The sequence below is a fragment of the Planktothrix paucivesiculata PCC 9631 genome, from assembly GCF_900009265.2.
GTDB classification, from domain to species: domain Bacteria; phylum Cyanobacteriota; class Cyanobacteriia; order Cyanobacteriales; family Microcoleaceae; genus Planktothrix; species Planktothrix paucivesiculata.
Genome location: NZ_LR735018.1, coordinates 204,998 through 225,522, shown reverse-complemented (window position 1 = coordinate 225,522; position 20,525 = coordinate 204,998). Strand labels below are relative to the sequence as shown.

The 20,525-nt window shown below is 39.8% G+C and carries 12 protein-coding genes and 1 pseudogene; 11 read left to right on the top strand and 2 right to left on the bottom strand.

Annotation, left to right across the window (positions count from 1 at the left end):
• Positions 1 to 336: 336 nt before the first annotated feature.
• Positions 337 to 3,057 (bottom strand): response regulator, encoded by a 2,721-nt coding sequence (locus tag PL9631_RS15170; RefSeq protein ID WP_083621574.1) that lies wholly within the window; start codon positions 3,055 to 3,057, stop codon positions 337 to 339.
• A 280-nt stretch (positions 3,058 to 3,337) separates the two neighbouring features.
• Here PL9631_RS15170 and PL9631_RS15165 point away from each other — a divergent pair, with 280 nt between their 5' ends.
• From PL9631_RS15165 to PL9631_RS15130, 8 genes and pseudogenes are all read left to right on the top strand, one after another.
• The gene (locus tag PL9631_RS15165) at positions 3,338 to 5,233 is read left to right on the top strand and encodes a response regulator (RefSeq protein ID WP_083621572.1); all 1,896 of its coding nucleotides are present in this window, start codon (positions 3,338 to 3,340) and stop codon (positions 5,231 to 5,233) included.
• 255 nt (positions 5,234 to 5,488) lie between these two features.
• Complete coding sequence (locus tag PL9631_RS15160; protein ID WP_083621571.1) at positions 5,489 to 7,747, top strand: ribonucleoside-diphosphate reductase subunit alpha; 2,259 nt, start codon at positions 5,489 to 5,491, stop codon at positions 7,745 to 7,747.
• Between the two features lie 77 nt (positions 7,748 to 7,824).
• Positions 7,825 to 8,049 carry a ribonucleoside-diphosphate reductase gene (locus PL9631_RS15155; RefSeq protein WP_231516745.1) on the top strand — a complete coding sequence of 75 codons (225 nt, stop codon included), beginning with the start codon at positions 7,825 to 7,827 and terminating at the stop codon, positions 8,047 to 8,049.
• A gap of 311 nt (positions 8,050 to 8,360) precedes the next feature.
• A pseudogene (locus tag PL9631_RS15150) lies at positions 8,361 to 8,705 on the top strand (ribonucleotide-diphosphate reductase subunit beta); the annotation flags it as partial.
• A 587-nt stretch (positions 8,706 to 9,292) separates the two neighbouring features.
• Entirely contained in the window at positions 9,293 to 11,017 is a 1,725-nt protein-coding gene (ltrA, locus tag PL9631_RS15145; RefSeq protein WP_083616028.1) for a group II intron reverse transcriptase/maturase, read from the top strand.
• Positions 11,018 to 12,605: 1,588 nt separating this feature from the next.
• On the top strand, positions 12,606 to 14,324 hold the full coding sequence (gene ltrA / locus PL9631_RS15140) for a group II intron reverse transcriptase/maturase (RefSeq protein WP_083621568.1): 1,719 nt from the start codon (positions 12,606 to 12,608) through the stop codon (positions 14,322 to 14,324).
• 96 nt (positions 14,325 to 14,420) lie between these two features.
• On the top strand, positions 14,421 to 14,726 hold the full coding sequence (locus PL9631_RS15135; RefSeq protein WP_083621566.1) for a ribonucleotide-diphosphate reductase subunit beta: 306 nt from the start codon (positions 14,421 to 14,423) through the stop codon (positions 14,724 to 14,726).
• 134 nt (positions 14,727 to 14,860) lie between these two features.
• The gene (locus tag PL9631_RS15130) at positions 14,861 to 15,769 is read left to right on the top strand and encodes a 2OG-Fe(II) oxygenase (protein WP_083621565.1); all 909 of its coding nucleotides are present in this window, start codon (positions 14,861 to 14,863) and stop codon (positions 15,767 to 15,769) included.
• A 96-nt stretch (positions 15,770 to 15,865) separates the two neighbouring features.
• On the opposite strand, the gene PL9631_RS15125 is transcribed toward PL9631_RS15130, so the two are convergent.
• Positions 15,866 to 16,345, bottom strand: coding sequence for an SH3 domain-containing protein (locus PL9631_RS15125; protein WP_083621563.1), 480 nt, complete (start codon positions 16,343 to 16,345; stop codon positions 15,866 to 15,868).
• A gap of 625 nt (positions 16,346 to 16,970) precedes the next feature.
• Between PL9631_RS15125 and PL9631_RS15120 the strand changes: the two genes are divergently transcribed.
• Genes PL9631_RS15120 through PL9631_RS15110 form a run of 3 tightly spaced genes read left to right on the top strand, consistent with a single transcriptional unit; the run spans position 16,971 to position 20,489 of the window.
• Positions 16,971 to 18,074 carry an ABC transporter ATP-binding protein gene (locus PL9631_RS15120; RefSeq protein ID WP_083621562.1) on the top strand — a complete coding sequence of 368 codons (1,104 nt, stop codon included), beginning with the start codon at positions 16,971 to 16,973 and terminating at the stop codon, positions 18,072 to 18,074.
• A 2-nt stretch (positions 18,075 to 18,076) separates the two neighbouring features.
• On the top strand, positions 18,077 to 18,877 hold the full coding sequence (locus tag PL9631_RS15115) for an ABC transporter permease (protein ID WP_083621560.1): 801 nt from the start codon (positions 18,077 to 18,079) through the stop codon (positions 18,875 to 18,877).
• A 4-nt stretch (positions 18,878 to 18,881) separates the two neighbouring features.
• Positions 18,882 to 20,489: a GldG family protein gene (locus tag PL9631_RS15110; protein WP_083622111.1), complete on the top strand. Its 1,608-nt coding sequence runs from the start codon at positions 18,882 to 18,884 to the stop codon at positions 20,487 to 20,489.
• The last annotated feature ends 36 nt before the right edge of the window (positions 20,490 to 20,525 follow it).

Below are 20,525 nucleotides of genomic sequence, written 5' to 3'. Positions count from 1 at the left end.
TGGTAAAGATTTATTAAAAAACCTATCACCCAGTTAAGCTTTGCAAAAGTCAGGCTAATGACCGTTAACTGTCGATGGTGGGGAGACTTCCAGCCGACTATCCCCACGGCCCCCGGGGATATTTTTACAAAACCTTAGCAATTGCTAACAATTTTTTACACAATCTTTAAATAGGGGGCTTGACCCCCCACGCTAAAAAGGTTATATTGTGGTATGTAGATGCACCCTGATGGTAGGGAGAGTTGCCAAGGCGACTCTCTCTTTCTTTTTGTAGCCTGGTAAATAGGTAAGAAATATAGACTGTTGAGGGGATGCTGGGTATTAAGCAAGATGGTTTTAGTTAAAATTTTTCTCTGCAAAGCGGATAATTTGAGCAAACTGAAAATTTTCAGCTAAATCCCTGAGCGCGTGGGTTAAGATGGCATTATCATCAGGAATTTGTTCGAGTAATTTTAAAACCACATAATCGCTACATTCTGATGCTCCATAATGGAGTTTTTTGATCCAGTCTTTTGGCATTTTAGATAATAGATTGGATAAATCAACCTGACTAATTTGTTGAGAAACTATTTCTGAATTGTCCTCGGGTTGGTTGATAAATTTATATTCATATTCTAATCCCAGATATTCCCTAATTTTGTCTAATAAAGTATTAATTTGAAACGGTTTACGAACTAAATCATCACAACCCTCTGAAATCATCAGTTTCCGTTGCTCATCAAAACTACTGGCTGTTAGGGCAAAAATCACGGTTTTTGGTGGCAAATTTGACGAATCATGGGGTAGGGATGAACAGTGTTCCAAGACTCGTTTTTTTTCCTCGAGTCTAATCTGTCGAGTCGCTTCATGACCGTCCATAATCGGCATCTGCATATCCATTAAAATCAAATGGGGTTGCCATTCTTGCCAAAGTTTCACCGTATCCGCGCCATTATCCGTTTGCCGCACTAAAAAACCAATGGGTGTTAGAATTTTGTCTAATAACAGGCGACTTTCTGCTACATCATCGGTGATCAAAATTCGATATTCGGGTTGATTGGGAGCTAGACCCACAACTTGACAATTCAATTGAGGGGATGAAACCGATGTCTCCTCCGCCAAACCCACCGTAATATCAAAGCTAAAAATACTTCCTTGATTTAATATACTGGTCGCTGTAATTTTTCCTCCCATTAACTGTACATATTTTTGGCTAATTTTTAATCCTAAACCTGTTCCTTGCTGAGATTTTCGACCCGTTTCTGTTTGTCCAAAGGCTTGAAATAATAGGTGCATTTCTTCCGGGGAAATCCCTGAGCCAGTATCCTCAATTTCAAAATTAAGCATCAAGGTTTGGGTGTGGGGAGATTGAGGATTTTCAGGATAAATTACAGACACCCTCAGCATGACACACCCCGTTTGTGTAAACTTAATCGCATTTCCCAAAAGATTAAGTAAAACTTGTCGGAGTTTGCCTTCATCGGTGATCACATATTTGGGGAGATGAGTATCGAATTGGAATATTAATTTCAATCCTTTGGATAAGGCTTTTAATTGCAACATTTGTTCTAGGCTATTGAGCAGTTGCCGAATATTAAAGCTACTTTCGTTAAAATTGCTCCGACCCGCTTCAATTTTAGAGACTTCTAAAATATCATCAATGAGCGCGAGTAGATGTTCTCCGGCTTGATTGATAATATTCAGGTTTTTCTGATGGTCAATCGAGAGGGAATTTTCCCGACTCATAATTTGGCTAAAGCCTAAAATTGCATTCAAAGGAGTTCTTAATTCATGACTCATGGAGGCGAGAAATTCACTTTTAGAGCGGTTGGCTGCATCCGCGACTAATACGGCCTGTTGTAGGGCTTCTTCTGTTTGTTTAATGGGGGTGATATCCGTATGAGTTCCAATCATCCGAATAATTTTTCCCGTCTGATCTTTGAGATGAATCGCTCGGGAAAGAATATAAACTATAGAACCATTTTTATGATAAAATCGTTGGGTGGCTAAAAATTTAGGAATATGACCCGCATTGTAATCTTCTATCATCTTTAAAGCCTGGGTAAAATCCTCTGCAAAAATGACCTTTTTCCATGTAGATAAATGATTGGGTAATTCGTCGTTTTCATAACCTAGTATTTCTTTATAACGAGGGGAAAAATAGATTTCTCCTGTAACAAAATCCCAGTCCCAAAAGCCTTCTTGGCAGGTTTTTAGAACTAACTCTAGTCGTTCTCTGGAGGCTGAAATTTCCTTTTCAGCTTGCTTGCGTTCGCTAATATCACGGGCGACCCAGGCGACGGTATTGGCTGAAGTTGGGGCAATACTAGCGGAAAACCAAATGATTTGCTGGTCGATGTTTAAACTATATTCATAATTAACCACCTGTTGCAGGGTTAGTGCTTGTTGGATATGGCTACGAAAGATTTCACTCGGGTCTTCAAAAAGGAGTTGAATAGTTTGGCCGAGGATATTTGTTCCTGGGGGATAGAGTTTTTCGGGATTGGTGGGAACCACTTTAATCGTATTTCCTTCTATATCGACCATTAAAACCAGATCGGTCATGGCTTCAAAAAAACCATGTATTTCTTCTTGATCCGAATAGAGCTTTTTTTCCATTAACTGACGCTCTTGAATCTCTTTTTGTAGTCTTTTATTTTGATCTTTTAGCTCTTTTTGTAACCGAACAATTTGCAATTGATTTTCAATCCGGGCAATTATTTCTTGCGGGTGAAAGGGTTTTGTTATGTAGTCCACTCCCCCCAGAGAAAAGGCTTTGATTTTATGCTCTGCTTCGTTTGACGAACTTAAAAAGATCACCGGAATGTGGGAGGTAATTTCGTCCGCCTTAAGTTGGGTAAAAATTTCAAAGCCGTTGACAATGGGCATCATAATATTCAGTAAAATTAAGTCGGGTGCTTGAGTCCGGGCCAGGGATAAAACCCTCTGGCTATCTTGAATCGGTCGAACATTATACCCGATGGGGATCAAAATTTCCTGCAATAATCTCAAGGTATTGAGATCATCGTCAACCACTAAAATACTCGCTGGCAATAGCTGAGTTTTCAGTAAACTCATTGTTTTTCCTCAAATCAATTGATCATAAAGCTTACCAGCCACCGATTACTGATTTTCAGTCTTTAGGGGGATGGAAACAATTTAGAACTTGCCCTGTTTTTATATGGGGCATTTCTCTCACGCTCAAAATCTGGACTATTTTATATTTTTTCACAAATTCTACAATAATTCTTTATTTAATATCAGCATGGTCAGCAAATTAACGGGTATAATATTCCTTGAGTTCTTAGATATCTCAATGATCTTATATCTGTATTTGCAGAATTGGAGTATATAAGCCATGAATCACTCTTGTGGCAATTTTGAGAAACCCAATATTTTAGTGGTTGACGATGTGCCGGACAATCTCCGAGTTTTATCAAAAATGTTAACAGAAAAAGGTTATATTGTTCGTAAGGCATTAAATGGATCATTGGCGTTACTTTCCTGTGAAACGACTTTGCCCGATATTATTTTACTAGATATAAAAATGCCCGACATGAATGGCTATGAATTGTGTCAGCATCTGAAGGCAAATCAGAAAACCCGAGATATCCCGATTATTTTTATTAGTTGTCTAGGAGATGCCCTCGACAAAGTAAAATCTTTTGAAGTCGGCGGCATAGATTATATTACTAAACCGTTTCAAGTTGAAGAGGTTATTTCTCGGATTGATAATCAATTAAAATTGCGATCACTCCAAATCGATCTCCAAAAAAAAAGCCTTTCGCTACAACGGGAAATTGAACAAAGACAACGGATTCAAGAGGCTTTAGAAAGTAGTGAAGTCAAAAATCTTGCCCTCCTCAATGCCCTACCTGATGTCATCCTGCGGATCAGTAGGAATGGTATTGTGTTAGATTATCGCGCGGGTGTGACCTTACCGGATGCTACGGGGGAAACATGGCTCCAGTCTCCGACGCCTGCTATGGCTAATTTTCCCGATTTTAGCCCTAGTTTTATCGGTAAACCCATTTCTGAAATTCTATCAGAGGACTTAATGATTTGGATCAGTCATTATGCAGAACAAACCCTGTCTCAATCAAAAATCCAGATTGGGGAGTATGTACAGCAGGTTAATGGGACTTGGTATGCCTATGAAGCTCGATGTGTACCCAGTGGACGGGATGAGGTTTTAGTGATTGTTCGAGATATTTCTGATCGTAAACGTTTGGAGGCGGAACGTTTACAAGCTCAAGCGCTCTTAATCGCTCAAAAAAAACAGATTGAAAAGGCATTAAATAATCTCAAGCAAGCCCAAACTCAATTGGTACAAAATGAAAAAATGGTAAGTTTAGGGCAGTTGGTTGCCGGAATTGCCCATGAAATCAACAATCCGATTAATTTTATTTATGGTAATATTAGCCATGCTGCGGGTTATGTAACATCTTTAGCTAGTTTAATTGAAACTTATCGCCAAGAGTTTTTGCCTAATACTAAAATTAAAGACCTAGAGGAAGATATAGATTTAGATTTTGTGATGAAGGATTTACAACAATTATTCAGTTCTATGAAATCTGGATCGGAGCGAGTTCAGAAAATTGTTTTGTCTTTAAGAAATTTTGCGCGATTGGATGAAGCCTCAGCAAAATTAGTGGATATTCATGAAGGAATAGATAGCACATTACTGTTATTACAACATCGCCTGCGGGGAATTGAAACCTACCCTCCGATTGAGGTGATTAAAGAATATGGTGACTTCCCCAAAATCACTTGCTATGCTAGTCAACTCAACCAGGTTTTTTTACACATTTTAAATAATGCCATTGATGCTTTAGACTTCCTATCATTACCCATTTATATAGAGGATAAAAAATCAGAAAGAGACCCCACGGTGCATCCAGTTTCTCCTAAAATTTGGATTCGCACCCAGCTAACCGATGCTGGAACTGTTGTAATTCGGATTAAAGACAGTGGTGTGGGAGTTATGGAGTCTGTAAAACCCCATTTATTTGACCCATTTTTTACAACAAAGCCTGTGGGTTGTGGTACGGGGTTGGGATTATCCATTAGTTATCAAATCATTGTTCAACAGCATCAAGGTCGTATTACCTGTTGTTCTTCTCCTGGTGAGGGAGCCGAGTTTATTATTGAAATTCCATCAACTCAACCCCATGAAGATCAGGTAAAATCTTCATCTCGCTGCATAAACCCATCTTTTTCTCAGTGTAAACCCGCACCTACAGGACTAATTTAGACGATTAATAACGATTCAATATTTTGAGATAACCCACTCCTAGACTCTCTCTCTAGGGAAACTTAACTCCAAATTGGGGGTTGTTTTTTTTGGCAACTTAATAATACTAATAAACCTAATTTTAAGTAAAGTTACCAAATGTCACGCTAAATATAGCGTAAAATAAGATTTCTGTCAATCCCTGTCACTAAATATGGAATTAGAGTACAGTGGTAAGGCGTCAATTCATTATAGCATTGGGTAAAAATATTGACTATGCAATCAACATCACCATCCCTTACCATCACCCCTAATAAAAATATTAAAGTCATTAAACGAGATGGTAGTCTGGCCCCATTGGATGTCTCTAAAATTCGAGAAGTTGTTAACTGGGCTTGTGAGGGAATGGAGGCGAATCCGATTACCCTAGAAGCGGGACTAACCACCCGTCTGCGCCATGGTGTGACTACCCGAGAAATTCAGGATAATTTAATTAATTGCGCCTTAGAGTTATGTAGTCCCTCTGACCCAAACTGGCGTTATGTAGCCGGAAGACTGCATATTTGGAGCGTATGGAAAGATACCTTAGTCCGTCGGGGCTATGAGTACGGCGACTATTGCAGAACGGTTCATAATAAAGTTGAACAGGGACACTATGACGTTCGGATTCTGACTTACACCGCCGAAGAACTTCAAGAAGCCGGAAGTTGGATTAAGCCCGAATGGGACAAAGATTATGATTATGCTGGGGCTGTTTTGTTAAGTAAACGCTATTTATTAACGGATGAATTGCCCCAAGAAGCTCTATTAACCTGTGCGTTGCTATTAGCAATTGTAGAAAAATCTGAAAAGCGGTTATTTTGGGCGAGAAAGTTTTATCAAGCGATCGCTCAACGTAAAGTTTCCTTGGCTACGCCAATTTTAGCAAATTTAAGGATTCCTCACGGCTCCCTGAGTAGCTGTTTTATTACGGCAATGGATGATAATTTGGAAAGCATTTTTGATGCCATTAAAGATGCCGCTAGAATTTCAAAAAATGGCGGCGGTGTGGGCACAAATGTCAGCCGAGTGCGGTCAACGGGTAGTTGGGTGATGGGAAAACAAAACACCTCGGGGGGTGTGATTCCTTGGATTAAATTATTAAATGATACGGCGATCGCGGTGAATCAAGGCGGACGTCGGGCGGGGGCAATTACGGTGAGTTTAGATGTCTGGCATTTAGATGTTCCTGAATTCCTAGAAATGCAGACCGAAAATGGCGATCAACGTCGCAAAGCTTATGATATTTTTCCTCAATTAGTGATTCCTGATGAGTTCATGCGTCGGGTGATCAGTCGAGAAGATTGGACACTGGTTGATCCCTATGAAGTTAGGGAAAAACTGGGGATTGAATTAGCCACAACTTGGGGGGAATCCTTTGAAAGTGTTTATCAAAAAATAGAAGCAAACTTAGATACGGAAATCACCCTTTATAAGAAGGTTAATGCTCGGGATTTATTTAAGTTAATCATGCGTTCCCAAGTGGAAACGGGAATGCCGTATTTATGGTTTAAAGATACTTCAAATCGAGCGAATCCTAATCAACATGAAGGCTATATTCCGGGGGGGAATTTGTGCCAAGAAAGCTGGTCGAATGTTAAACCCGGAGAAGAAGCACACACTTGCAACTTGGATTCCTTGAATTTAGCTAATATTGAACAGGAAGAACTGCCAGAAGTCTGTGAAATTGCGGTGCGAATGTTAGATAATACGATTGAAATTACTAACACACCCTTTACAGCTAGTAAAACCCATAACCAAAAATATCGGACGATTGGGGTCGGGGCGATGGGGTTAGCCGATTGGTTAGCCAAAAATCGCTTAACCTATAACCATTTAAACGAAATTAGTCATCTGTTTGAGGATATCGGTTTCTATTGCACTCAAACCTCCATGGAACTGGCTAAGGAACGGGGGTATTATCCGGCATTTCAAGGCAGTGCTTGGAGTCAAGGAAAGTTAATTGGGGCGAAACCCGTAGAGTGGTTTTTGCAACACGCGGCGCAGAAAGAACGCTGGCAACAATTGAGTTTAGATATTCAAAAATATGGGATTCGTAATTCTCATATTACCGCGATCGCCCCGAATACATCTTCTTCCTTAGTTCAAGGATGTACCGCTAGTATTTTGCCCTGTTATAGTCGTTTTTTCTATGACAAATGGGCAAAAGGAACGGTTCCCATTGCTCCGCCTTTTCTTCAGGATCATTTTTGGTTTTACCCGGAAAATAAAAGCCTAAATCAACAAATTGTTGTTAAAGCCGTTGCCACTGTTCAAAAGTGGATTGATACCGGAATTTCCATGGAATTAATGTTTAATTTGAATGAGGGCGTTTATTTTCCTGATGAACCCGATCGCGCTATCAAAGCTAAGGATATTTTTGATACCTTAATCTTAGCTTGGCAAGAGGGCTGTAAGGCGGTTTATTATGTCAGAACGGTACAGCGTGATAGTTTCAAAGAAGCCGATGATGGTTGCGTTGCTTGCGCTAATTAAAGGCTAACAGGCTAACGTTATAGAACTATGTCATACTGGTGGAGGAAAGTTATCTTAAATTCCTTGACTTTACGAGTATGACTTTAGACTTTGCTTCATCCTCACCCCTGAACAAAAATGGGCGTAAAAAGCCCTTAACTATGCCCATAAATCCGATTTTCAATCCGAATGGAAATGATGATATTAATCATCGTTCTATTTGGTTTGGGGAAACCACAAATTTAATGCAATTAAATGATGTGCGTTATTCCTGGGCGGTGGGTTTGTATAAACAAATGCGCGAGAATTTCTGGGTTAATTAGGTAGCTCAGACTAAATCCCTTGAAAACGGTGAAACTCTGGATCTGTGAAAGAGAAATTTTTATTATCTATAAAAAAAATTTCTTTCGGTGACAGACAATACCGTGCCAAGCTGCTATTAAAAATAGTAGAAGGTGTAGAGACTAACCCTATAAGGGAGTAGGCTGTAAGCGATTGACAGTCGAAGCGGGGGACTCCTTTTTATATTAAAAGGATGATGAGATAGTCCGATCCATAAGGTGACTTATGGCAGCTTAAATCAAGCGGGTTAGACTTAGCGAATCTAACTGAACACCAATGACCTGAAAAGTTAGATATTACTCAGGATGTCGTGGATTATGTTAACTTAACTCCCGATGAACGTTGGGCGTTTGATGGAATTTTAAGTTATTTAACGTTCTTAGATTCTGTTCAAACCTGCAATATTCCTCACCTCAAAAGTTGTGTAACTGCCCCAGAAATTAGTCTTTGTATGGCGGAACAAACTTCTCAGGAGGCGATGCACAATCAGAGTTATCAATACATGATTGAAACGATTATTCCATCCGATCGGAGAACCTTTGTTTATGAGTTTTGGAAAACCGATAGTGTTTTGCGCGATCGCTGTGAATTCATTGCCGGGATTTATCAACAATATATGGATGTGCGATTCGTTTAACCTAAAATAAGTTGAAAAAGACTTATGGGACGGTTAACCCAGTTATTAAGACTGGTGATAACTGATTACATTTGTGGGTGAAATTCGGTGAATTAAGTCCCACCCCTCAAGTGCTGAGGTGAAAGCATAACCCCTAGTTTGATTGGGTAGCAACCAACAGATTAAAGCGGGGTTAAAAGGTAGAACTACTGGTAGCCAAAACTGGTAACTATCGAGCAAGAAGTCCATGCGTAGCGCAAGCAAAGATGTATCTGAATCATCGTTAATTGTAATGGTGTAATGGCTAAATCAAGGTTAAAAACTTGATAAACACCAAGCCAAAAGGCAAGGATAGGGCATAAGCGGTTTTCCTTCCGACTTATAAGCACCGCCCAATAAACCCGGTGGATAACATCACGCTAAAGACTTCAATAATGTGTAATCGGAACGAAGTAACCCCTATATATCTCTGGAGAGGTCGAAATCCAGTAAGTAGCTAACGAACGATATATAGGGAAGGGATGGTATCAAAAGCGAATGCTTTGCTGTAATGGCAAAAGATATGCAGACAGATACTCGGTAATTCCAAAGAAATAGAACAAGTAGCAATGAATATATCTAAAACGCAGAACAATCTGACGGTGGAGTGGAAAGACCTTAACTGGCGCAAACTGGAAAAGGTAACTTTTAAGTTGCAAAAGCGCATATTTCGAGCGAGTGAACGAGGCGATGTTAAAGCAGTTCGTAAACTTCAAAAGACCCTGATTAATTCCTGGAGTGCTAAATGTATCGCGGTTCGCAGGGTAACACAAGATAACCAAGGACGAAATACGGCAGGAGTGGACGGAATTAAATCCCTAACCCCGAAGCAACGTATGAACTTGGTAGGACGATTAAAGTTAACCAATAAAGTTAAACCAACTCGCAGAGTTGAAATACCTAAACCTGGTACAACCGAAACCCGTCCATTAGGAATACCCACAATCAACGACCGCGCATTGCAAGCGTTAGTAAAACTAGCGTTAGAACCAGAATGGGAGGCTAAATTTGAGCCAAACAGTTATGGTTTTAGACCAGGACGTTCATGCCACGATGCAAGAGAAGCAATATTTTTGAATATTAGATACAAGTCCAAATATGTACTTGATGCTGATATCTCCAAATGTTTCGACCGCATAAACCACAAAGCATTAATCTCCAAAATACACACATACCCTACATTAAGCCGTCAAATCAAGACATGGCTCAAGGCAGGGTACATGGACGGAAAAGAACTTTTTCCTACCAATGATGGTACACCACAAGGAGGGGTAATTTCACCCTTACTTGCGAATATTGCCCTACATGGTATGGAAGAAAGAGTTAAGCAATACGCCGAAACTCTAAAAGGGAAAAAAGCGAGAAATCGTCAGGCTCTTAGTCTAATCCGTTACGCTGATGATTTCGTAATAATCCATGAGGATTTAAACGTAGTCAAAAAGTGTCAAGAGATAATCGCTGACTGGTTAAGTGACATGGGATTGGAATTAAAACCAAGTAAAACAAAACTAACCCACACCCTCAATGAAATTGATGGGAATGTTGGATTTGAGTTCTTAGGATTCCATGTACAACAACACAAAGTAGGTAACTACCGATGTGCCAACAACCCGAATGGAATACCACTAGGTTTTAGTACATTAATCACACCCTCAAAAGCCAAAATAAAGACTCATCTTGTCAAGATAGCTGAAGTAATAGACTCCCATAAAACCGCACCTCAAGCTGCCTTAATTAGTAAGCTGAACCCTATTATTAGAGGTTGGTCAAACTATTATTCAACAACAGTTAGTAAAGAAACCTTCTCAAAGGTTGACCGCCTAACTTACGACAAGTTAAGAGCTTGGGCAAGAAGGAGGGGAAAAGGGAACATCAATAAAGACAAATACTGGAAAACAGTAGATGACAGAAATTGGTGTTTCAGTACAGAAGATGGATTAGAATTACTCACCCATAGCAGTACGCCAATCGTAAGGCATACAAAGATTAAAGGTGAAGCTAGTCCGTTTAATGGAGACTGGATTTACTGGAGTAAACGACGAGGCGAATATCCAGAAACTCCTAAAAGAGTGGCAACACTTATTAAGAAACAAAAAGGTATTTGTCCTCACTGTGGTCTGTATTTTACAAGTACAGATATTGTAGAAGTTGACCATATTATACCTAAATCGTTAGGTGGTAAAGATACCTACGATAACCTTCAACTTCTACACAAACATTGTCACGACACAAAGACGGCTAGTGATGGTTCTTTAACTAAAACAGTTGAGAATTATGACAATCAACCGTTTTGAATCGTACCTATAACAAAGGTGGAATTATCAAGGAGCCGTGTGAGGTGAAAGTCTCAAGCACGGTTCTGAAGGAGAGGTAGGAGTGGTAACGCTCCTATCGACTCTAACAATCCCACCCTGGAAAATTACTTTATTTCCCTATTAGCGGACTATATGTTAGAAGGGATTTACTTCTACAATGGGTTAAATTAGTGGCCCCCTAGCACCGCGAGATGTTAGTGACAACTCATCAAATTGCTGGAACTCCCTAAAGCCTTTATACCAAAGCGAAATTAGAAATGATAAGCGCGGCTGTGCGAGAGCAGAAAAAAGTTAAAGGATTGATTGGAAGCCGCAAGGGATCTAATCTTTACAATGGGTAATCAGCAGCCAAGCTCCGCATAAAAGGAGAAGGTTCAACGAACAGAGGGTGAGTATCTTTAACTCAATTGTTTTACCTATTTTGAATTGAGACAAAGATAATGGTATGTTCTAGCCCCTACTGAAAGGATGGGTAGTAGCGTTATCTACTTCTACAATTTAGCTTCACGGATGTTAATGCCGGGATCTGCTGATATTTTCAAAATGATTAACCGTTAAATTCATAGCGGCTTTTCACGGTAACGTGAATCGAAAACCCCTCTAATTCAGGGAAACTCTCAATTGAGACAATCCTGAGCCAAGTAGAAAAATTAACTTTCCCCTGTCATTATATATTTATAAAAACATGGATTGATGCTTGGGAAGTTATTGATTCTAAAGGTGCAACGACTAGCGGTAAAAGCGTAGTAGCAAGTGCTACGAAACGGGGGGCTTCCTATTAGGAAGATGATATAGTCTATTCTGAAAGGTGACTTTCAGCAGTTCTTCTCCAGAACGGGCAAGGACTAACGACCCTTGTTGAATATTAAGGATGAACTTTCTCATGTTCGGTTATTCCAGAAATTAATTCCTGAAGCCATGGAAGTGTTTACTCACTCCGTTGATCAGATTTATGAAATGTTCGTGCGATTCGTTTAACCCAAAGTAAGTCGAAAGGCTTACGGGAAGGTTAGCCTAGCTGCTAAGGCAGTTAGTGACAACTGATTACATTTATGGGTGAACAGCTGTGGCTGTAAGTCCCATCCCTCAAGTGCCCAGGTGAAAGCATAACCCCTAGTTTGTTTGGGTAGCAACCAACAGATTAAAGCGGGGTTAAAAGGTAGAACTACTAGAAGCCAAATCCAGTAACTACCGAGCAAGAAGTCCATGCGTAGCGTAAGCAAAGATGTGTCTGAACCATCGAAACGTAAGAATGGTGTAATGGCTAAATCAGGAATAAACCTGATAACACCAAGCCAAAAGGCAAGGATAGGGCATAAGCGGTTGAACATCCGACTTATAAGCACCGCCCAATAAACCCGGTGGATAGCATCACGCTAAAGACTTCAAACAAATGTGTAATCGGAACGAAGTAACCCCTAATCATCTCTGGTAAAAGGTCGATAACCAGTAAGTAGCTAACGAATGATAGTTAGGGAAGGGATGGTATCAAAAGCGAATGCCCTTGGTAATGCAAGGGATATGCTGACAGATACTCGGTAATTCCAAAGAAATAGAACAAGTAGCAATGAATATATCTAAAACGCTGAATAAAAAACAGACGGTGGAGTGGAAAGACCTTAACTGGCGCAAGCTAGAAAAGGTAACTTTTAAGTTGCAAAAGAGAATATTTCAAGCGAGTGGACGAGGCGATGTGAAAGCAGTTCGCAAACTTCAAAAGACCCTGATTAGGTCTTGGTCAGCAAAATGTATCGCTGTACGTCGGGTAACACAAGATAACCAAGGTAAAAATACGGCGGGAGTGGATGGAGTTAAATCTCTAACCCCAAAGCAACGTATAAACCTTGTAGGACGACTAAAGTTAACTAATAAAGCTAAACCAACTCGCAGAGTTGAAATACCTAAACCTGGTTCAACAGAAACCCGTCCATTAGGATTACCCACAATCAACGACCGTGCATTGCAAGCGTTAGTCAAACTAGCGTTAGAACCAGAATGGGAGGCTAAATTCGAGCCAAATAGTTATGGCTTCAGACCAGGACGTTCCTGTCATGATGCGATTGATGCAATATTTATCAGTATTAAACAAAAAGCCAAATATGTGCTAGATGCTGATATTGCCAAATGCTTTGACCGCATAAACCATAAATCACTAATTGACAAAATACACACATACCCTACTTTAAGCCGATTAGTAAAATCATGGCTAAAAGCAGGGTACATGGACGGAAAAGAACTTTTTCCTACCAATGATGGTACACCACAAGGAGGGATTATTTCACCCTTACTTGCGAATATTGCCCTACATGGTATGGAAGAAAGAGTTAAGCGATATGCAGAGACTCTAAAAGGAGGTAAACGAACCAATCGTAAATCCCTTAGTCTAATCCGTTACGCTGATGACTTTGTAATAATCCATGAGGATTTAAGTGTTGTCAAAAAATGTCAAGAAATAATTGATGATTGGTTAGGTGACATGGGACTGGAATTAAAACCCAGTAAAACAAGGCTAACCCACACTCTTAACGAAATTGAGGGAAGTGTTGGGTTTGAGTTCTTGGGGTTCCATATACAACAACATAAAGTAGGAAACTACCGAAGTGCAATCAGTAGCAATGGAATACCACTAGGTTTTACAACACTAATCACACCCTCAAAAGCCAAAATTAAGACTCATCTTGTCAAAATAGCTGAAGTAATAAAAACTCATAAGAACGCCCCACAAGCTGCTTTAATTAGTAAGCTGAATCCAATTATTAGAGGGTGGTCAAATTATTACTCAACGGTGGTCAGTAAAGAAACCTTTAATAAGGTGGATGCACTAACTTATGACAAGTTAAGAGCCTGGGCAAAAACAAGGGGAAAAGGGAACATCAATAAAGACAAATACTGGAGAACAGTAGGAAACAAAAATTGGTGTTTCAGTACAGAAGACGGATTAAAATTAACCACCCATAGCAGTACACCAATCGCCAGGCATACAAAGGTTAAGGGTAAAGCTAGTCCGTTTGATGGAAACTGGATTTATTGGAGTAAACGACGGGGCGAATATCCAGAAACCCCAAACAGGGTTTCAAAATTAATCAAGAAACAAAAGGGTATTTGTCTTAACTGTGATTTGTATTTTACAAGTACAGACAGTGTAGAAGTTGACCATATAAAACCCAAATCATTAGGTGGTAAAGACACCTATGATAACCTGCAACTTTTGCATAAACATTGTCACGACACAAAAACGGCTAATGATGGTTCTTTAATCAAGAATTACGACAATAAACCGTTTTAAATCGTATCCATAACAAGGATGGAATTATCAAGGAGCCGTGTGAGGTGAAAGTCTCATGCACGGTTCTGAAGGAGAGGTTAGGAGGGTAACTTCTTAATCGACTCTAACAATACCGCCGTTGAACATGAATGTAAATGGACGAATCATATTGTCGGAAATAATATCTTGGGAATCACGGAATATAGTACCGAACAATACACCAAATATCTAGCCAATATTCGGTTACGGTCTATCGGTTTAGAGCCTCTTTATACCGATAAAAAGTACAGTAAAAGTCCCTATACCCATTTAGAACGCTTCTCGGATACTAAAAAAGAAGCCCATACTAAAGCCAATTTCTTTGAAGCCAGCGTCACCAGTTATGTGATGTCTTCTGGTGTCAGTGGTTGGGACGAAATCTAACCGATTGTAGAGACGTGCCATGGCGCGTCTCTCTTGTGGCTCTCGGTGGCTCTGTTGCATTTCTCTACCCCAATCCTAAAATTTATGCCACTATAGAGAAAATAGCTTTCTAATGGTTTTTGCTCGAACTCCGTATGAATACTATCCGTCCTACAACTGCTGATCTAATTCCGATAGAAAGACTCAAACATTTAATTAATCAATCAATTACCACCCTAGAAACCCTACTTCAAGATCCAGCAGTTTCTTCGACTGAACGAGCGAATATTGCCTTAAAAATATTAGAACTGTCGGGATGTTCTTCCGTTAGTCCCCTGGAACTTCTACAATCTCCATCCCTACTCACTTCATCCACAAATTTTAACGCTTCTCCTATTTCCCAACCCGCTACAACCCCCGTTGAACTTCTCCCCCCTTCCGCTCCAATTCTAGCGGAGAACAATCTGGAAATTTTACCTGCTAATTATGTGCAGATTGAAAATTTTTTAAAACCTCAAGAACACAAAGAAGCCTTAAAAATTGCTTTCAAACAACCGGATAAATTTGTGGGGTCTAAAACAACTACTCAAGCCAGTAATTATCGAAAATCCTCTATTCTCTATGCGACTTTGTTTCCCGATTTCTATGAATTACTGCGTAAAAAACTCATTGCTACAATTCCTTCTGTGCTGACTCAGTTAAACCTTTCACCCTTTACCGTTTCTCAGGTGGAAATGCAATTAACCGCCCATAATGACGGGTGTTTTTATAAAATTCATAATGATTCAGGGAGTCCCGAAACTAATACTCGTATTATTACTTATGTCTATTATTTTTATAGAGAACCTAAAAACTTTTCCGGGGGAAATTTAAGATTGTATGCCACGGAATGGCAAAATGGTTATGCCTTAAATGAACGGGAATTTATGGATATTGAACCCCATAATAATAGTATTGTTTTTTTTGATAGTCGTTGCAAACATGAGGTGATGCCTGTCAGTTGTCCGTCCCAACGGTTTGAGGATGGACGCTTCACTCTCAATGGTTGGTTTCGGGCGGGATAACTCAATATTTGATCAAGGTTTAAAAAGCGATCGCCTAATTTAAAAACTGACCGCTTTTTAACCCTAGATTAAAAATTGGATTAATTAGGAAAACCACTACAGCGAACACCCTTCTGGAGTATAAAGGTTTAAATATTTTCCTGATATCCAACCATAGGCTTTTTTATCATCACCTAAAGGTTTTCCTAACCACCATAATTGCTGATTAAAGCAACATTCAATTAATTCTACATCGACATGATTAGGGATTTTATAAATTATATTATCAGAAACAACATTAGGAGATGAACGTACATTAAGATGGGTGTCCGTGGATAAGTTCACGGTGGCAAACTCTCGGTCAGAAGGTAGAATAAAAGCATGGGGTTTGTAGACATACCAAACCATACTTTTATCTTTGCCACTTCCTAAAGATGCAACTAATGTAAGTTTGTAATGATCGGGGTTATGATCCTCGTAGCTGCTTAGGATTAAGCGACTCCCGAGCGGAAAATTGATTTTTTGAGCCTCTGTTAAGGTTGAGGAATCAACAGGATGCAATTTTAACAGGGTTGTGTGAGTAATAATTAATCGCATTTTTATTCGGGGTGTAATTTGATTTTGACTTCACCGAGGGTTTCAAAAATTTGGGAGAATTCTGAGATCCAGATGCTCCATTAATTGGGTTTATGACTTTTAATTATTTTGCTATTCTAGCACGCAGGAAAAAGAATACTTAATCCTTGATATCAAGATACACAATTTTTTAATTTTGTCAATAAAAATTACAAATATTTACACTTCGTAACAATCAAAAATATTTCACGAGGGGGATCAAGCCCGGAATTTTTTTGCAGAAATGCTGCCTAAACTCAGCATAAAATTGCCTAAATCAACAATAAGTTGGGACTTGTAGCTACTATTTTATATTTTTTACACAAAAACACCACTATGGTATCTTGACAAAAATTTTACATCTTCGGGCTCAACCTGTCAACCCCCTGATTTATCGTCAGAAATATGAGAATTATTCTCAATAATTTGGCAGTTTACAGTTGTTTACAATTCTGAGTGTTTGAAATTTTAAAATCATCTGTACAGATTTATTATTTTTACTTATTTGTTTTGCCTTGGGGATGGGAGATAATAGAGTTAAAAATAATAGTAGATAATTGAATGTCCGTTTCAAGCTAAAGTAAGAGACGTTGCTCTAGCGGTCAGCATGATTGAAGTTGAAAAGTTGTGTAAAACCTACGGTTCTACTGTAGCGCTGCGGGATGTTTCCTTTGCGGTGGAACCTGGGGCAATCTTAGGATTTTTAGGGCCGAATGGGGCGGGAAAAACCACCACCCTGCGAATTTTATCGGCCTATCTTCCGGCAACCAGTGGAACTGCGAGAATTGCCGGGTTTGATGTGCATGAAAAATCCATGGATGTGCGACAACGGATTGGTTATTTGCCGGAAAATCCGCCGTTATATCCCGATATGACCGTGGAAAGTTATTTGTATTTTGTCGCCCAGATTAAACAAGTTTCGGCGGGCGATCGCAAAACCAATGTAGAAACGGCGATGAGAAAATGCGGATTATGGGAAAGGCGAAAATCCCTAATTAAAAAATTATCCAAAGGCTACCGTCAACGGGTCGGAATTGCCCAAGCTATTGTCCATGATCCGCCTGTAATTGTATTAGATGAACCCACGGTTGGGTTAGACCCGCGACAAATTATTGAAGTCCGAAATTTAATTAAGAGTTTAGCCGGGAATCATACGATTATTTTGTCAACTCATATTTTACCGGAAGTGAGTATGACCTGTAGCCAAGTGGCGATTATTAATCGAGGTGAAATTGTGGCAACGGGGACACCGGAAACCCTGATGGAACAGTTGACGGGAGGTTCGGGATATGAAGTAGAACTCGACGGAGAAATAGAGGCGGAAAAATTAGCCGAGTTGAAACAGATATCGGGGGTAAAAGTTATTGAAAAAGTGGGTAATTTAGGGGATTTAAACCGAGGGATATGGCGGTTGGGTTGTGAACTAGATCAAGAACCAGCACCGGAAATTTTAGCGATGTTATTGGCATCGGATTTGAAAGTCTATGAACTGCGGCGGACTCGTGCGAGTTTGGAAGATGTATTTTTAGAGTTAACTACCCAAACTCAGCCCGAAAAAATAGAGGTGGTCACAACAAAAGATTCCCAGACCCTAGAGGATATAGAAACGGAGGAAAATATTAGTTCGCAATTGGGGAATGAGGAATCTAAAAATATAGAAAATCCTGATTCTCAACCTCAAAATTCCACATTAGATCGGGAGGAAGAATAATTATGTTAATAATTTTGAACAATATTATGGCAATTTATCGCAAGGAATTACAGGGATATTTTGCCTCTCCCTTAGCCTATGCCATTGCTGGAGTTTTTTGGCTAATTACCGGATACTTTTTTATAGAAATTTTATTAGGGCCAGAGGGGTTAATTCAACAGGTTGCACAGCGAGATTACATGGGAATTACTGAGCCACCGATTGATTTACCCTATGAATTTTTACAAGTGTATTTGCGTTTGATTGGAACCTTATCGTTATTTGTGTTACCGATGTTGTCCATGGGTTTATATGCAGAAGAACGGAAACTGGGAACTTTGGAATTATTAGCCACTTCTCCGATCACAAATTGGGCGATCGCTACGGGAAAATTGTTAGGGGTGCTGACGTTTTATATAACGATGATTTTACCCTTAATGGGATTGCAAGCCTTAGCCTTCAACGCATCTCAACCACCGGTTTCTCCCGGGTTATTTTTATTGGCTCATTTGGGGTTAATTTTATTAGCGGCGGGAATTTTATCCCTGGGGATGTTTATTTCTTCCCTGACCGATAGTACAATTTTGGCGGCGGTATTTACCTTTGCGCTGGTTTTATTTCTCTGGGTAATTGACTTAATTGGTGGAAGTCTGGGGGGAGTATTAGGAGAGGGGTTAAAACAATTATCTCTAATTTCTAGTTACACTAACTTTATCCGAGGAATTGTGGATAGTAGTAGTATAGTCCTGTTAGCCAGTTATATTATTTTAGGAGTATTTCTAACAGCACAGTCCATTGATGCTTTACGTTTTCAACGTTCTTAATAATATGATCAAAACCCAATTTAAAATCAATCGTCAATTTATACAATTTCTATTCTGGCTTGGCCCTAGTTTGATCGTCATGGGATTATCTGCGGGGGTCGTGATTGGTAATTGGGAACCGATTCCTTTAATCTTAATCATTACCGGAGTTGTCATTTTAGGATTATGGTTTTTATTCCAAGCCTATTTTAAACCCCAGGATCAGTCTCAAACTCCTTATTGGAGTCGCCGATCTACCCAAGCTGGAACTAATGCTTTAGCTTCGACGGTTTCTGTATTCCTAATTTTAGGATTAATTAATTTTGTCGCCATTAGAAATAACTTCCGCCTTGATTTAACCGAAAATCAACAATTTACCCTGTCTCCCCAAACCCAAAATCTAGTTAAAACCGTTGAACAACCTGTAAAAGTTTGGGTTTTTGATCGAGGAAAAAATCCCCAAATTCAAGAACTATTAACCAACTATCAACGCCTGGGCGGTAAAAATTTTCAGTATGAATTTATCGACCCCCAAGCTCAACCCGGACTAGCGCAACAATTTGGGGTGAAAGAGTTTGGCGAAATCTATTTAGAGTCAGGAGAAAAACGACAACGGGTTAGAAAAGAAGCCTTAGAACCTTTAACTGAATTAAAACTGACCAATAATATTGAACAATTATTCAGTAACCGTACTTCCAAAGTTTACTTGATCCAAGGTCATGGAGAACGACCCTTAACCGAAGGACAGGGAGGATTATCCGAGGCTATAAAAAGTTTAACTGAAAAGAATTTTATCGCCGAACCGTTAAATTTAGCCGAACAAACGGCTGTTCCCTCGGATGCGGATGTGATTATTTTGGCGAGTCCTCAACGTAAATTATTTGAAGGAGAAGTTAAAGCCCTAGAAACCTATTTAGAGCAAGGAGGTAGTGTTTTATTATTATTAGACCCGCAAACGAATCATGGTTTAGATGGACTCCTAGAAAAATGGGGAGTTAAGGTTGATCCGCGCCTGGCTATTGATGGGTCGGGGGGTGGCCGTTTAGTGGGGTTGGGGCCGACAGTTCCAATTGTGCGAGAATATGGTAAACATCCGATTACTCAAGATTTTGGTAATGGAATTTCGATTTATCCCTACGCCAGTCCGGTGGAAACCCGCACTATTGATGGGATTACGGAGAGTCCCTTAATCTGGACAAATGATCAAACCTGGGCGGAAAGTGATCTCAAAAGTCCTGAACTCAAGCTCAACCCGGAAGTAGACCGACCTGGCCCCCTCTCCCTAGGTGTTGCCTTGAGTCGTCCCCAGAAACAGGCTGAAAAGTCGGAAACTCAACCATCCTCCCAGCCATCTCCAGAGAAACCCGAAAGCCGGTTAGTCGTGTTTGGAAATTCCCAATTTGCCACCAATGGATGGTTTGGTCAGCAACTGAATGCCGATGTGTTTCTTAATTCCGTGAGTTGGTTGAGTCAGTCCGACCAAGAAACTTTATCTATTCGTCCGAAATTAGCCACCAGTCGCCGAATTGCTATGACCCCAACTTTAGGACAAACTTTGAGTTGGTTGGCGTTATTGGTTTTACCCTTATTCGGGTTTGGAATGGCGGTGTTTGTGTGGTGGAAAAGACGTTAGCAGGGAATTGGGAATTACGAATTGGGAATTACGAAT

What these genes read in the sequence shown, in the direction of transcription:
- PL9631_RS15155 (WP_231516745.1), top strand. Translation starts at nt 7,825, where the DNA reads ATGACTTTAGACTTTGCTTCATCCTCACCCCTGAACAAAAATGGGCGT.
- PL9631_RS15165 (WP_083621572.1), top strand. Translation starts at nt 3,338, where the DNA reads ATGAATCACTCTTGTGGCAATTTTGAGAAACCCAATATTTTAGTGGTT.
- ltrA (WP_083621568.1), top strand. Translation starts at nt 12,606, where the DNA reads ATGAATATATCTAAAACGCTGAATAAAAAACAGACGGTGGAGTGGAAA.
- PL9631_RS15115 (WP_083621560.1), top strand. Translation starts at nt 18,077, where the DNA reads ATGTTAATAATTTTGAACAATATTATGGCAATTTATCGCAAGGAATTA.
- PL9631_RS15170 (WP_083621574.1), bottom strand. Translation starts at nt 3,057, where the DNA reads ATGAGTTTACTGAAAACTCAGCTATTGCCAGCGAGTATTTTAGTGGTT.
- PL9631_RS15130 (WP_083621565.1), top strand. Translation starts at nt 14,861, where the DNA reads ATGAATACTATCCGTCCTACAACTGCTGATCTAATTCCGATAGAAAGA.
- PL9631_RS15110 (WP_083622111.1), top strand. Translation starts at nt 18,882, where the DNA reads ATGATCAAAACCCAATTTAAAATCAATCGTCAATTTATACAATTTCTA.
- PL9631_RS15120 (WP_083621562.1), top strand. Translation starts at nt 16,971, where the DNA reads ATGATTGAAGTTGAAAAGTTGTGTAAAACCTACGGTTCTACTGTAGCG.
- PL9631_RS15125 (WP_083621563.1), bottom strand. Translation starts at nt 16,345, where the DNA reads ATGCGATTAATTATTACTCACACAACCCTGTTAAAATTGCATCCTGTT.
- ltrA (WP_083616028.1), top strand. Translation starts at nt 9,293, where the DNA reads ATGAATATATCTAAAACGCAGAACAATCTGACGGTGGAGTGGAAAGAC.
- PL9631_RS15160 (WP_083621571.1), top strand. Translation starts at nt 5,489, where the DNA reads ATGCAATCAACATCACCATCCCTTACCATCACCCCTAATAAAAATATT.